The organism is Photorhabdus sp. CRCIA-P01 (genome assembly GCF_003545805.1).
In the GTDB taxonomy this organism is placed as follows: Bacteria; Pseudomonadota; Gammaproteobacteria; order Enterobacterales; family Enterobacteriaceae; genus Photorhabdus; species Photorhabdus antumapuensis.
Window position 1 is genome coordinate 19,920 of the sequence record NZ_NMQR01000009.1, and the last position, 13,838, is coordinate 33,757.

Annotated in this window: 14 protein-coding genes; 8 read left to right on the forward strand and 6 right to left on the reverse strand. The window is 42.0% G+C overall.

Annotated features, from left to right (window positions below; all coding sequences use genetic code 11):
- Positions 1-78 precede the first annotated feature (78 nt).
- Entirely contained in the window at positions 79-1,560 is a 1,482-nt protein-coding gene (der, locus tag D3222_RS07940) for a ribosome biogenesis GTPase Der (protein ID WP_118985680.1), read from the forward strand.
- A 29-nt stretch (positions 1,561-1,589) separates the two neighbouring features.
- Here der and D3222_RS07945 read toward each other — a convergent pair whose 3' ends face one another.
- The 3 genes from D3222_RS07945 to hemF form a co-directional block, all read right to left on the reverse strand.
- Positions 1,590-1,907, reverse strand: a complete 318-nt coding sequence (locus D3222_RS07945; protein ID WP_118985681.1) for a protealysin inhibitor emfourin — start codon at positions 1,905-1,907, stop codon at positions 1,590-1,592.
- 159 nt (positions 1,908-2,066) lie between these two features.
- Entirely contained in the window at positions 2,067-3,179 is a 1,113-nt protein-coding gene (gene prtS / locus D3222_RS07950) for a metalloprotease PrtS (RefSeq protein WP_118985682.1), read from the reverse strand.
- A 232-nt stretch (positions 3,180-3,411) separates the two neighbouring features.
- Positions 3,412-4,320, reverse strand: coding sequence for an oxygen-dependent coproporphyrinogen oxidase (gene hemF / locus D3222_RS07955; protein WP_118985683.1), 909 nt, complete (start codon positions 4,318-4,320; stop codon positions 3,412-3,414).
- 150 nt (positions 4,321-4,470) lie between these two features.
- Here hemF and D3222_RS07960 point away from each other — a divergent pair, with 150 nt between their 5' ends.
- Positions 4,471-4,902 (forward strand): GNAT family acetyltransferase, encoded by a 432-nt coding sequence (locus tag D3222_RS07960; RefSeq protein WP_011145692.1) that lies wholly within the window; start codon positions 4,471-4,473, stop codon positions 4,900-4,902.
- Positions 4,903-4,947: 45 nt separating this feature from the next.
- On the opposite strand, the gene D3222_RS07965 is transcribed toward D3222_RS07960, so the two are convergent.
- Entirely contained in the window at positions 4,948-5,364 is a 417-nt protein-coding gene (locus D3222_RS07965; protein ID WP_232832447.1) for a YgiW/YdeI family stress tolerance OB fold protein, read from the reverse strand.
- 174 nt (positions 5,365-5,538) lie between these two features.
- On the opposite strand from D3222_RS07965, the gene D3222_RS07970 reads away from it, so the two are divergent.
- The 6 genes from D3222_RS07970 (at position 5,539) to cysM (ending at position 11,204) form a co-directional block, all read left to right on the forward strand.
- Positions 5,539-6,147: an RpoE-regulated lipoprotein gene (locus D3222_RS07970; RefSeq protein WP_118985685.1), complete on the forward strand. Its 609-nt coding sequence runs from the start codon at positions 5,539-5,541 to the stop codon at positions 6,145-6,147.
- Between the two features lie 233 nt (positions 6,148-6,380).
- Positions 6,381-7,403 carry a sulfate ABC transporter substrate-binding protein gene (locus tag D3222_RS07975; protein ID WP_118985686.1) on the forward strand — a complete coding sequence of 341 codons (1,023 nt, stop codon included), beginning with the start codon at positions 6,381-6,383 and terminating at the stop codon, positions 7,401-7,403.
- Positions 7,403-8,236, forward strand: a complete 834-nt coding sequence (cysT, locus tag D3222_RS07980) for a sulfate/thiosulfate ABC transporter permease CysT (protein ID WP_118985687.1) — start codon at positions 7,403-7,405, stop codon at positions 8,234-8,236. The genes D3222_RS07975 and cysT overlap by 1 nt, the downstream gene beginning before the upstream one ends.
- Positions 8,236-9,081, forward strand: a complete 846-nt coding sequence (gene cysW, locus D3222_RS07985; protein ID WP_118985688.1) for a sulfate/thiosulfate ABC transporter permease CysW — start codon at positions 8,236-8,238, stop codon at positions 9,079-9,081. Before cysT ends, cysW begins: the two co-directional genes overlap by 1 nt.
- A gap of 14 nt (positions 9,082-9,095) precedes the next feature.
- A complete protein-coding gene (gene cysA / locus D3222_RS07990) occupies positions 9,096-10,184 on the forward strand; it encodes a sulfate/thiosulfate ABC transporter ATP-binding protein CysA (protein WP_118985689.1) in 1,089 nt (362 codons plus the stop codon).
- Positions 10,185-10,322: 138 nt separating this feature from the next.
- The gene (gene cysM, locus D3222_RS07995; protein WP_118985762.1) at positions 10,323-11,204 is read left to right on the forward strand and encodes a cysteine synthase CysM; all 882 of its coding nucleotides are present in this window, start codon (positions 10,323-10,325) and stop codon (positions 11,202-11,204) included.
- Between the two features lie 170 nt (positions 11,205-11,374).
- Here cysM and crr read toward each other — a convergent pair whose 3' ends face one another.
- Both crr and ptsI read right to left on the reverse strand, forming a co-directional pair.
- Complete coding sequence (crr, locus tag D3222_RS08000; RefSeq protein WP_118985690.1) at positions 11,375-11,884, reverse strand: PTS glucose transporter subunit IIA; 510 nt, start codon at positions 11,882-11,884, stop codon at positions 11,375-11,377.
- Between the two features lie 48 nt (positions 11,885-11,932).
- Positions 11,933-13,660, reverse strand: a complete 1,728-nt coding sequence (gene ptsI, locus D3222_RS08005) for a phosphoenolpyruvate-protein phosphotransferase PtsI (RefSeq protein WP_118985691.1) — start codon at positions 13,658-13,660, stop codon at positions 11,933-11,935.
- Positions 13,661-13,838: the final 178 nt, after the last annotated feature.

The window sequence follows — 13,838 nt, forward strand, 5'->3', positions numbered from 1 at the left end:
CGTCTTTTTAGTGTTTTGTTGCAGCTAACGATGAGTAGCAAAATACTGATTTCAAATTTAGTCATGAGGCATCAACAAATGACACCTATCGTCGCTCTGGTAGGGCGCCCAAATGTGGGTAAGTCCACATTATTTAACCGTTTAACCCGTACAAGAGATGCGCTGGTAGCGGATTTTCCAGGTCTGACTCGCGACCGCAAATATGGTCGAGCTGAGGTTGAAGGGCAGGAGTTTATTATCATTGATACCGGTGGTATCGATGGTACCGAAGAGGGTGTGGAAACCCATATGGCAGCTCAAGCTTTGATGGCGATTGAAGAGGCCGATATTGTTCTGTTCATGGTAGATGCTCGTGCCGGACTTATGCCAGCAGACCACGCGATAGCAAAACATCTACGTGGTCGCGAAAAAGCGACTTTTTTGGTCGCGAATAAAACTGACGGTGTTGATATTGATACCGCTATTGCTGAATTTTATTCCCTCGGATTGGGGGATATCTATTCTATCGCTGCTTCTCATGGTCGTGGTGTCACCCAACTTATCGAACGAGTCCTGTTGCCTTTCTACGGTAAAGGTGATGAAGAAGTGGTTGAGTTGACTGAGGAAGAGGCCAACGCAGCTTATTGGGCAGAGCAGGAACAGAATGAAATTGAGATGGTGGAAGAGGAGGAGGATTTTGATCCATCAACTCTGCCATTGAAATTAGCCATTGTCGGTAAGCCAAATGTGGGTAAGTCTACGTTGACTAACCGTATCTTGGGTGAAGAAAGGGTTGTGGTTTACGACATGCCAGGCACTACCCGTGACAGCATTTATATTCCGATGGAGCGCGATGGCCGTGAATATATCCTTATCGATACCGCAGGGGTACGTAAGCGGGGTAAGATCTCTGAAACGATTGAAAAATTTTCAGTCATCAAAACCCTTCAAGCGATTGAAGATGCTAACGTTGTATTGTTGGTGATCGATGCGCGAGAAGGCATTTCCGATCAAGATTTGTCATTATTGGGTTTTATTCTTAATAGCGGACGCTCGTTGGTCATTGCGGTCAATAAATGGGATGGCATGTCACAGGAAGATAAAGAGAGTGTGAAAGAGATGCTGGATTATCGTCTTGGTTTTGTTGATTTTGCCAGAGTACATTTTATTTCTGCTTTACATGGTAGTGGGGTGGGGAATCTGTTTGACTCGATTCTTGAGGCTTATGATTGCGCCACTCGTCGTGTTAATACTTCATTGCTAACCCGTATCATGCGTATGGCCGAAGAAGATCATCAACCGCCGATGATCCGTGGGCGCAGGGTAAAAATGAAATATGCCCATGCTGGTGGTTATAATCCACCAATTGTTGTGATCCACGGTAATCAGGTAACCGATTTGCCTGATTCCTATAAGCGTTATCTGATGAACTATTTCCGTCGATCTTTGAAAGTAATGGGGACGCCAATTCGGATTCAGTTTAAAGAGGGGGCAAATCCTTATGCCGATAAACGTAATACGTTGACGCCAAATCAAATGCGCAAGCGTAAGCGTTTGATGGCGCATCTGAAAAAGCGTTAATGCTAAATTGTAAGAAAAAAGGGTGGTGATTAACCACCCTTGTTGTTGTCATCCCATATCTGAGTAATGATTTCTGGTGCATCTGGCTCTGGAAGAGTGAAGTGGTATTCTTCATTTCCATTGGCAATACTGAGCAGATAATACTGTTGATCAGGATAGGGTGATGGTGGCATGGAATCAGAAAAATCTTGTTCTATGGCTTGAAGAAATAACTGCTGTTGGTGCGGAGACAATGATTTTAAATTCACTGCTTTATCTTGGTTAAGGCTAGGTGTGGTGGTAAATCCTCCTTGTAGAGAAATTGTGATTTTACTATCAGTTGTGAGTTTGAGAGTTTTATTATTCATGATATACCAAATTTTTACGGTTATTTTTTAGGTCTCTTTAGTATAGCGTGAAATTCGTCGTTAACAATTTTGGCATCTTCTATTAGATATATTTTTTACAATTTAGGTGTTACAAATAATAAAATATCGCTGGCGTTAAACCAGCGATATATTTATAGATTAATCTTTAGTTTTGTCTTTATCGCTTCCTGTATCGTCCTTGTCGCCGCCCTTATCGTCTTTATCTTCTTTCACTTTAACGCCTACTTCTTGCCAGCTATCAATTGTCGCTTTTTCAATATCCTCATCAAATAACTCACGAGCATGTTTAATTGTTAATTTAGCGAAGGATACGAAGTTAGCATCACGTGCAAGATCTTTATCCAACAATGTGTTGTACCATATTTTTCCTGCTTTCTCCCAGGAATATCCACCTAATTTTGTCGCCAGATTATAGAAGGCTTTATTAGGAATACCTGAATTAATATGGACTCCACCATTGTCTCTATAAATCGGCAGATCTTTATAATCATCCATATGACCAGGCTGCGGATCTTTACCGAGCGTTTCATCATCATATGCGCTGCCGGGGTTTTTCATTGAACGAATCCCTACACCTTTAATATCTTTGCCCAGTAACCCACTACCTATAATCCAATCTGCTTCGTCAGCTTTTTGTTTCAGATAATGTTGTTTTACCAGTGAGCCAAAAACATCCGCTATTGATTCATTTAATGCTCCAGACTGGAAGAAATAGACCAGATCCGCTGTTTTCTCAATAACGCCATGAGATAATTCATGGCCGATCACATCAATAGATGTCGTGAAATCATTGAAGGTTTTGCCATCTCCGTCGCCAAATACCATTTGTCCGCTGCCCCAGAATGCATTCATATATTCTTCGCCATAATGCACAGTGGCAATCAATTTCATTCCTTTATCATCTAATGAATTACGATTAAAAACTTCTTTATAGAAATTGTAAGTTGCTTCTAAATATATATATGCGTTATCAACTGATTTATCTCCGTTATCTGGATCTCCTTCATCTCGTACTAATTTTCCTGGCAACTTACGTTTATTTTCTGCATCGTGAATAGAACGATGTATAGTAGTGTTAGTAACCTTATCATCAGAATCATCGGAAGATGTGTTAATAACACTGTCCAACATTAAACTCTTAGTATGATTTAATGTCATTAATACTTTCTTCTTTTCGTTATCATTATTATAAATATTTTGAAGAATGTACGGCGGTATTAAGCCTCTGTAGTTATTGTTTTGTATTTGCATAAAATATCTCCTGGAATAAATTTTTAGTTTTAATTAGAGGTACTCTTTAAGTACGGATTCATATTAAACACGTTTCCAGCAGATAGTCATCAGGGCCAACCTGCTTCTTTTGTGTTAAGGGGTTGTTAACAAATTGTTAAGTTTTTTTATGTGAGGGATTCTTACATTGGTTGTAATAAAAATATAAATAGTTAGGAATAGTTTTTTATAATATTCCTAACATGATAGAAAATCATATCCAGTTTTTTGCTGGTAGAAAGTCGGTATATAAAGCGGCTTCCGCAGATCTTGGTTCAGGGTGATAATCATATTCCCAGCGTACTAATGGTGGCATGGACATTAAGATAGATTCTGTTCGTCCCCCGCTTTGTAATCCAAATAGGGTTCCCCTGTCCCAAACGAGGTTAAATTCTACATAGCGACCACGGCGATATAATTGAAATTGCCGTTCACGTTCACCCCATAATATCTCCCTCCTTTTTTCCACAATAGGTAGATAGGCAGAAAGGAAACCTTTACCTATATCTTGAGTGAAATTAAAACAATGTTCAAAGTCAGGTGTACTTAAGTCGTCATAGAATAAGCCACCAATTCCACGGGCTTCGTTACGATGTTTAATATAGAAGTAATTATCACACCATTCTTTATATTTTGGGTAAACATTTTCTCCATAGGGTCGACATATATTTCGGGCGGTGGTGTGCCAATGAATAGCATCTTCCTTAAAACCATAATAAGGTGTTAAATCAAAACCCCCACCGAACCACCATACTGGCGCTTCACCTTCTTTTTCTGCAATAAAGAACCGAACATTAGCATGGCTGGTTGGTATATAGGGATTCAAAGGGTGAATAACTAGAGAGACGCCCATTGCCTGATAATGACGACCGACCAGTTCAGGACGGTGAGCTGTTGCTGATAAAGGAAGCATATCTCCTGATACATGAGAAAAATTAGCGCCTGCTTGTTCGAATATCGTGCCTTCTTTCATAATTCGACTACGGCCTCCGCCACCTTCTTCTCGTTGCCAGCACTGCTCAGTAAATTTCGCTTTGCCATCTGTCTGTTCCAGTTGTTGGCAAATTTCATTCTGTAATGAAAGGAAAAAAGATTTAATCTGATTAATGTTTGGTGTATTCATGATTCTTTTCCCATTATGATGTGGTGAGCGCTATATTATAGCTATTAGTGGAAGAGAATAGTGGAAGAGAACGCATTTTCGTATTGATTCCGGTGTTAAAGCGGAGATAATGAGAAAATAGTTATTTCAATAAAAACAGGTTGGTTAGGGATGGAAATTCGGGTATTTCGACAAGATGATTTTGAAGAAGTGATCACCTTATGGGAACGCTGCGATTTACTTAATCCTGGTGTTGATCCGGAAGTGGATATCGAGCGTAAATTGACGCATGATCCTGACCTGTTTTTAGTCGCAGAAGTGGTTGGTGAAGTGGTTGGGACGATTATGGGTGGTTATGATGGTCATCGTGGTTCAGCTTATTATTTGGGTGTTCATCCTGAATTTCGCGGTAGGGGAATTGCGAATGCATTAATTGCCCGGTTGGAGAAGAAATTGATTGCCCGTGGCTGCCCAAAAATAGTTCTTATTGTTCCTGAAGATAATGATGCCACTATCTATATGTGTGAAAAACTGGAATATGAGGATCGTCATCAAGAGAGCGTTATTTTTAGTAAGCGTTTGATTGTTGATCAGGAATATTGAGTTCAGATATGGCTGAGTGAAAGAATACCACTCAGCCACAAGGCATTAGTTCAATTTGGTGACTTTTTTTACATCAACAGTCATACCATTCCATTCTTTATCGACTTCACCTTCAAGACGGATTCTATCTTGAGGTGTTATCGTTTGACCATTCCAGTATTTATGATCAACTTCGACTTCAACAATTCCTGCATTATCGCGGAATATGAAGTGATCACTGTGGATACGGGATTCAATATGTCCTTCCAGAACGACCCAACTGTCATCTCTCATATTTTTAACTTGTTGGGTGGTGGAAACTCTTGCATTGTGATCGACAAAACCACCTTGTGGTGGTGCTTGGACGGGAGGCTGTGCTGAATCGGGACCAGAAAAACCACCAAATTGCGTCTGTGAGATTTGAGCCATTGACGGCATACTGAACAAAGTAATCAAGGCGGTGGTTATAAATATTTTTTTCATCATAGTGACCTTACTAATAGTAATGACTTTTAGGGGGGAGTAATGATACCGCTAAGCTGTATTTTATCAATAAAATATTCATCTAAAGTAATTAATTTAAACATTCTCTGAAACTAACAATCAGATGTGATGTCTCAGTGCCTATCTCTGTATTGAGTCATAAGGGAACCCGTTATGCAGAAGTATACTTTAACTAACATGTTGTCAGGATTACGTTTTATTACAATAAGTGGTGCATTGTTACTGGCCGGTTGTATGGGTTCATCGGGTCTTTCATGGTCGGATTTGTCTCCTTTTAGCTGGTTTGGCAGCCCTTTAAAAATCTCAGATCAGGGTGTGGGAGAAATAAATGGTCTGACAGCAATGAATAAAGACACAATAGAGAAGGGGTTGGATAGAAAGTACCACTTACGCAGTGGCATGGAAACAAAAAATGGTCAATTGGTGACAGTATTTCAAGCAATGGATGGTGATCAATTGAAGATTGCGTTATTTGGTCAGGCCGATGGAAAAGTCAGTCGCATTGAAGTGTTGGATGAAAATATTGAAACCGTCTGGAGAACAAAGGTCGGCATGCCATTTTCGGCACTTTATGGCAAAGCATTTGATGTTTGTCGAAATACGGTGAGTGAGTCAGAGAAGAGCGCTATTGTTTGCGTATCCCCCCAGAGCAAACATGTCAGTTATCTGTTTACCGGTAATTGGAATGGCCCTGAAGGTTTGATTCCTTCTGATGATGTACTGAAAAATTGGAAAGTGGAACGTATCGTCTGGAAACGATGAGAGTTTCTGATTAAAAACATAAACTGAGCCGGTTTGGTGAATTTAATGTTCCTTTTGCGGAGCCGTAACAGGCCCGCATTTTTCATTTAATATTTCTGTCAGCTTATTGCGTTTCATACTTTCTAAGTGCAATTTGGTATATTAAACGGTGATAGTTATCTACCTTGTTATAAATAAACTGGATACATTAGTCACTGGCGCGTTATTTGATGAAATAACGGATAAGGTGAGAAATGAAAAAGTATTCAATAAAAAATACGATACTAAACGGACTGGTGGTAGTAACTTTATTAGGCAGCAGTCATGCCTTTGCTGTAGAGCTGTTAAACAGCTCTTATGATGTTGCGCGTGAGCTATTTTCCGCACTGAATCCTGAATTTGAAAAACAGTGGAATGAGCAGTATCCACAAGATAAGTTGATAATCAAACAATCCCACGCCGGCTCCTCCAAACAAGCACTGGCAATTCTTCAAGGATTGCGGGCTGATGTGGTGACTTACAATCAGGTAACGGATGTGCAAATTTTGCATGATCGTGGCAATCTGCTCTCGGCTGATTGGCAGAACCGCCTGCCAAATAGCAGTTCACCTTACTATTCCACGATGGCGTTTCTCGTGCGTAAAGGTAACCCCAAAGATATTCATAATTGGGATGACTTAGTGCGTCAGGATGTCAAATTAGTCTTGCCAAATCCTAAAACCTCCGGTAATGGCCGTTATGCTTATTTGGCCGCCTGGGGGGTTATTCAACAGGAAAAGGGTGGAGATCAGGGTAAAACTCGCGAATGGATGAAACATTTCCTGAAAAATGTCGCTGTGTTTGATACTGGCGGTCGCGGTGCAACAACGTCATTTATTGAACGTGGCTTAGGTGATGTGCTGATCAGTTTCGAATCTGAAGTTAATAATATTCGCAAGCAGTATGGTGATGACAAATATGAAGTGATCGTTCCACCGGTAGGTATTCTGGCAGAATTCCCCGTGGCTTGGATTGATAAGCATATTGTGAAAAACGGTACAGAGAAAGTGGCTAAAGCTTATCTGAATTATCTTTATAGCCCACAGGCACAGCAGATCATTACCCGCTTTAATTATCGTGTCAGTAATAAAGACGTGATGGCTCAACAGAGAGCCCGTTTTCCAGAAACTAAGTTGTTTCGATTGGAAGATCAATTTGGTGGTTGGCCTCAAGTGATGAAAACTCACTTCAATACTGGCGGTATACTAGATCAATTGCTGGCCGAGGGGCATAAGTAATGTTTTCGAGATCCAGTAAGCGAGTATTGCCTGGTTTTGGGTTGAGCTTAGGCAGTAGTTTGTTCTATACCTGCTTGATTTTATTGTTACCCCTGAGTGCATTAGTTGTGCAGCTTTCCAGTATGACCTGGGAACAGTATTGGCAGGTGATTGCTAATCCCCAAGTTGTAGCGGCTTATAAAGTGACATTGCTGGCAGCAGCGGTTGCCAGCTTGTTTAATGCGGTGTTTGGTATGCTGATGGCATGGGTTTTAACTCGCTATCGTTTCCCTGGCCGTAGCTTATTGGATGGTTTGATGGATCTCCCTTTTGCGTTACCTACTGCGGTAGCGGGATTGACATTGGCAACGCTATTCTCTGTGAGTGGTTGGTATGGCTCTTTGCTTGGGCACTTTGATGTGAAAGTCGTGAATACTTGGTTGGGTATTGCGGTAGCGATGGCATTTACAAGCCTGCCATTTGTAGTGCGAACGATTCAGCCGGTACTTGAAGAGCTAGGGCCAGAATATGAAGAAGCAGCTCAAACATTAGGTGCTAATCGTTGGCAAACTTTCTGGCGGGTTGTATTGCCAGAATTATCTCCGGCTTTAATTGCGGGCACGGCACTCTCTTTTACCCGCAGCTTGGGGGAGTTTGGTGCAGTGATCTTTATTGCCGGTAACATTGCATGGCAAACAGAAGTGGTATCGCTGATGATTTTCATCCGTTTACAGGAGTTTGATTACCCCGCAGCCAGTGCCATCGCATCAGTTATATTGGCAATATCTCTGATATTACTCTTTAGCATTAATACTCTGCAAAGCCGCTTTGGTAAACGGATTGGGGGGCATTAATGGTTGAATTATCTGAATCTTACGTAGCACAACGACCACCTGTAAATTGGGCGAAATGGGCGCTGATCATAACAGGTGTATTGTTTTCAATCTTACTGTTAGTGATCCCTATTGTCTGGATATTTATGACTGCCTTTTCTAAAGGAGTTGAGGTAGTCACTGAGAATCTTTTAGATCCTGATATGTTGCATGCCATCTGGTTAACGATACTGATCGCATTAATTACCGTTCCGGTAAATCTAATTTTTGGCGTCATGATCGCTTGGCTGGTAACGCGCTTTCAGTTTCCAGGGCGGCAATGTTTATTGACATTGATCGACATTCCATTTGCTGTTTCGCCGGTCGTGGCTGGTTTGCTCTACCTATTGTTTTATGGTTCGAATGGTTGGGCAGGAAGTTTGCTAGAACCCTATGATATCCAATTGATGTTTTCCTGGCCGGGGATGGTCTTGGTAACGATATTTGTGACTTGTCCGTTTGTTGTTCGAGAACTGGTACCGATGATGCTTAGTCAGGGGAGCCAGGAGGATGAAGCTGCAATTTTATTGGGGGCGTCGGGTTGGAAAATGTTTTGGCGGGTGACGTTACCTAATATCCGTTGGGCGTTGTTATATGGTGTGGTTTTGACCAATGCCCGCGCAATTGGTGAATTTGGTGCTGTCTCAGTGGTATCCGGTGCTATTCGTGGTGAAACTTACACATTGCCGTTGCAGGTTGAATTACTGCATCAAGATTACAACACCGTAGGGGCATTTACTGCGGCGGCATTGTTGGCATTGATGGCAATTATCACTTTGATTGTTAAAAGTGCTTTGCAGTGGCGGTTAAGCCGCCAACATGGTTAAGGTAGGAGCAGAATATGAGTATTGAAATTAACAATATCAGTAAATACTTTGGTCGGACTCAGGTTCTGAGCGATATCACTCTGAATGTTTTTGCTGGAGAAATGGTTGCTCTGCTTGGTCCGTCAGGCTCCGGTAAAACAACCTTGTTGAGGATTATCGCGGGTCTGGAACAACAAACCGAGGGGAAGCTGAGTTTCCACGGGCAAGATGTTAGCCGTATGCATGCTAAAGATCGGCAAGTTGGCTTCGTATTTCAGCATTATGCACTGTTTCGGCATATGACGGTGTTTGATAACGTTGCTTTTGGATTAACAGTATTGCCACGACGTAAGCGTCCGAATATGGCGGCTATCCGCCGTAAAGTTATGGAGTTGTTGGAGATGGTGCAATTAACGCATTTTGCTGAACGCTATCCATCACAACTTTCTGGTGGGCAGAAACAGCGGGTAGCGTTGGCAAGAGCATTGGCTGTTGAACCACAAATTCTATTACTCGATGAGCCATTTGGTGCACTGGATGCTCAGGTAAGAATGGAATTACGCCGTTGGCTACGCCAGCTCCATGAGGAGCTAAAATTTACCAGTGTCTTTGTCACTCACGATCAGGAAGAAGCGATGGAAGTGGCTGACCGGGTTGTTGTCATGAGGCAAGGGAATATTGAACAGGTAGGTACGCCACAAGATGTATGGCGTTATCCGGCAAGCCGTTTTGTGATGGAGTTCTTGGGTGAGGTCAATCATTTTAGTGGTGAAATTAAAGGCTCTCAGCTGTTGATTGGCGGACAGCACTTGCCTCTCAATGTGACGCCAATCCATCAGGGGAATGTTGATGTATTCCTGCGTCCGTGGGATATCATGATGAACTCGCAACCGACACTTTCCAGTCCATTGCCAGTACAGGTGACAGAGGTCAGTCCTAGAGGGCATTTCTGGCAGCTTTCTGTTCAGCCTTTAGGCTGGCATCATGAGTCGGTTGCTGTTGTTTGGTTTGATGAGACTTCAGTACCCACAAGAGGAAACCGTTATTTTATGGGTGGTACTGAAGCGCGTTTATATGCGGGTGATAAACAATTGCAAACACTGAGTTTAGCCCAAACTGCCTGATAATTATTTGGATTTGGTTGGTACCATTTTGCTCATCTGCTTACCGCCAGGGATGGGCATTTTTTATTTAAGGTCTTGCGATATATTTCTGAATATGGTTATTTCGCATTTCTATTAAATAAAATTTGGGTAATAGCTGTGGCAAGCTTGGAACATTTTATAGGTAACACCCCGCTGGTAAAATTACAACGAATCACCGATAAGCTGGGGGTGGAAATATGGGTGAAGCTCGAAGGTAATAATCCGGCAGGCTCGATAAAAGACAGAACAGCGCTATCAATGATTCAGCAAGCTGAATTGCGGGGTGAAATTTCTCCCGGTGACGTATTAATTGAAGCCACTAGCGGAAATACGGGTATTGCGTTGGCAATGATTGCCGCAGTAAAAGGTTATCATCTTAAATTACTGATGCCTGATAATATGAGCCTTGAGCGTCAGGCTTCTATGCGAGCTTATGGTGCGGAACTGATTTTGGTGAGTAAAGCCGTGGGTATGGAAGGTGCACGTGATTTAGCTCAGCAAATGGAACGTAATGGTGAAGGTAAAGTACTTGATCAATTCAATAACCCGGATAATCCTTTAGCGCATTTTACGACCACGGGGCCGGAAATTTGGCGGCAGACGCAAGGGCGTATTACGCATTTTGTTTCTAGTATGGGAACGACGGGAACCATTACCGGTGTGAGCCGCTATTTAAAAAGCCAATCTAACAATGTGCAGGTTATTGGCCTACAACCCGCTGAAAACAGCCATATTCCAGGTATTCGCCGTTGGTCGCCGGCTTATTTGCCCGGCATTTTCCGCAAGGAGTTAGTTGATCAAGTGGTGGATATCACTCAGAAAGAAGCAGAAGATACCATGCGTTTATTAGCTCGGAAAGAAGGGATTTTCTGTGGGGTTAGTTCCGGCGGTGCTGTTGCCGGAGCATTAAGTGTTGCAGCACAAAATCCAGATTCTGTCATTGTTGCCATTATCTGTGACCGTGGTGACAGGTATCTTTCTACCGGAGTATTCAATTAATCTGGTTATATATTCAGCGTGAGTAGAGTAAAAGAAGCGGTAAACTCTGCTCACACTCGCCAATTTCTAATATGGAAAGTGATGTAAGTTGAAGATAAGGGATAAAAAAACAGCCGTGATTGTCGGCCGTTTTTTAAGATGAAAATGGTATTGTGACAGTTAAAGTATTGCTACTTTTTAATACGCATAATGGGTGTTTCACCTACAGTGACAGAACCACTCAACTTGGATAATTCTTTAATCTCATCCATGTTGGAAATAACAACAGGTGTCAGGGTCGATTTTGCTCTCTCTTCAAGGAATTTAAGATCGAATTCCAAAACTAAATCACCTTTTTGTACACGCTGACCTTCTTCTGCAATACGTGTAAAGCCTTCGCCTTTAAGCTCAACCGTATCAATACCAAAATGGACAAATAGCTCAATACCGCTGTCCGATTCGATAGAAAATGCATGGTTGGTTTCAAATATTTTACCGATTGTTCCATCAACTGGTGCAACTATCTTGTTGCCGGCGGGTTTTATAGCGATACCGTCGCCGACAATTTTCTCGGCGAAGACAACATCTGGAACATCTTCAATATTGACAATCTCACCAGATAAAGGTGCGATAATTTCAATAGTGCCGCTGTTTTTTTTATCATCTGAAACTAGAGATTTCAGTTTATCAAACAGACCCATGAATCTTCTCCTAATTGTTTATACTGGACCGCGTTTTAACCGATATTGTTAGCAAAGTGTTTTTTCTTTGATGAAGGTATCAACCAATTCTATTAACCCCTTAGCGGTAGACTGAGAAAGGGCTTGCTCAGCTAGCGCTTTTGCATCTTCGTAACGAGTATTACGAATGATTTTCTTGATGCGGGGAATAGAAATCGCACTCATGCTAAACTCATCCAGCCCCATGCCTAATAGCAACAAGGTAGCACGTTCATCACCTGCAAGCTCGCCACACATCCCCGTCCATTTACCTTCAGCGTGTGAAGCATCGATGGCTTGCTTAATCAGGCTCAATACTGCTGGTAGCATCGGGTTATAAAGATGAGAAATCAACTCGTTACCACGGTCTACAGCAAGAGTATACTGAGTTAGATCGTTTGTCCCAATACTGAAAAAGTCAACTTCTTTTGCCAGGTGATGAGCAATAACCGCTGAAGCGGGTGTTTCTATCATCACACCCATTTCGATTGCTTCATCGAATTTTTTACCTTCTTCGCGAAGCTGGCCTTTCAGCAATTCAAGTTCTACTTTCAGTTCCTGTACTTCTTCTACAGAAATAATCATTGGAAACATAATACGTAATTTACCGAAAGCAGATGCACGTAAGATAGCACGTAACTGAGAATGTAAGATCTCTTTTCGATCAAGGCAAATACGAATTGCACGCCAACCAAGGAATGGGTTCTCCTCTTTCGGTAGATTCATATAGGGCAGATTTTTATCACCACCGATATCCATCGTACGTATAATAACCGCTTGGCTACCCATTGCTTCGGCAACAGCTTTATAAGCTTGGAATTGTTCTTCCTCTGTTGGCAGCGCATCACGATCCATAAACAGAAATTCTGTACGGTATAAACCGACACCTTCGGCGCCATTGAGTTCAGCGCCGATCACATCACGGATGGTACCGATATTGGCACAGACTTCGACCTGATGGCCATCAAGAGTCATTGCCGGGAGATCTTTCAACTTTGCAAGTTCAGCTTTTTCTGACAGATATTCGTTTTTGGTCTTTTTTAGCTGTTCAATTTCTGCATCGGACGGGTTGATGTAAATATGGTTATTTACTGCGTCCAGAATTAGGTAATCACCATTCTGGATTGTCGTCGTCGCCTGGGTGGTACCCACGATCGCTGGCAGTTCAAGAGAGCGGGCCATGATTGACGTGTGGGAAGTTCGGCCACCTAAATTGGTAATAAAGCCGAGTACTTTTTCCAGATTGAGTTGTGCGGTTTCAGATGGAGTCAAGTCGTTGGCAACCAGAATGACTTCCTCTGAAATTGAGCCAAGATCAACAATGGGCATACCCAGAATGTTTTTCAGCAAGCGTTTACCGATATCACGCACGTCTGTGGCACGTTCTTTCAGGTATTCATCATCTAATTCTTCAAGGGCTTTGGCCTGAGTTTCAATAACAGAATAAACCGCGGCATCTGAGGTTTTGAAATCGTTTTTGATTAACGCAATAATTTCTTGCTCAAGTTCTTCATCTTCCAATAGCATGATATGCCCTTCGAAGATTTCAGCTTTTTCTTCTCCGAGGTTTTTTGCTGCTATGTTCTTGATGATTTCTAGCTGAGATGAGGCTTTTTCACGACCTTGCTTGAAACGGGAAATTTCTTGTTCGACTTGCTCTTGGCTGATTTTTTTCTGATTGATAATGATTGAGTCTTCTTTCAGTAATAGTGCTTTACCGAAAGCAATGCCTGGTGATACTAATATGCCTGAAATCATGATGTTACCTAACTACTAATAATTATTATTTAAAGAGCCAGCCCACAGATGGTTTGCTGTTTTAGGACATGCATTTAAACTGATATCCCCAGATAAAAGTTTATCCGGGGATGAGGAACGGCTAAGTGAATACCTGTTTATACCCGTTATCTTTCAAGTTGCCTCTTTGTTGGCCGCA

Coding starts and splice junctions, on each gene's coding strand:
- prtS (WP_118985682.1), bottom strand. CDS start 3,179: ATGCAAATACAAAACAATAACTACAGAGGCTTAATACCGCCGTACATT.
- D3222_RS07970 (WP_118985685.1), top strand. CDS start 5,539: ATGCAGAAGTATACTTTAACTAACATGTTGTCAGGATTACGTTTTATT.
- cysT (WP_118985687.1), top strand. CDS start 7,403: ATGTTTTCGAGATCCAGTAAGCGAGTATTGCCTGGTTTTGGGTTGAGC.
- cysA (WP_118985689.1), top strand. CDS start 9,096: ATGAGTATTGAAATTAACAATATCAGTAAATACTTTGGTCGGACTCAG.
- D3222_RS07975 (WP_118985686.1), top strand. CDS start 6,381: ATGAAAAAGTATTCAATAAAAAATACGATACTAAACGGACTGGTGGTA.
- der (WP_118985680.1), top strand. CDS start 79: ATGACACCTATCGTCGCTCTGGTAGGGCGCCCAAATGTGGGTAAGTCC.
- cysW (WP_118985688.1), top strand. CDS start 8,236: ATGGTTGAATTATCTGAATCTTACGTAGCACAACGACCACCTGTAAAT.
- crr (WP_118985690.1), bottom strand. CDS start 11,884: ATGGGTCTGTTTGATAAACTGAAATCTCTAGTTTCAGATGATAAAAAA.
- D3222_RS07965 (WP_232832447.1), bottom strand. CDS start 5,364: ATGAAAAAAATATTTATAACCACCGCCTTGATTACTTTGTTCAGTATG.
- D3222_RS07960 (WP_011145692.1), top strand. CDS start 4,471: ATGGAAATTCGGGTATTTCGACAAGATGATTTTGAAGAAGTGATCACC.
- D3222_RS07945 (WP_118985681.1), bottom strand. CDS start 1,907: ATGAATAATAAAACTCTCAAACTCACAACTGATAGTAAAATCACAATT.
- hemF (WP_118985683.1), bottom strand. CDS start 4,320: ATGAATACACCAAACATTAATCAGATTAAATCTTTTTTCCTTTCATTA.
- ptsI (WP_118985691.1), bottom strand. CDS start 13,660: ATGATTTCAGGCATATTAGTATCACCAGGCATTGCTTTCGGTAAAGCA.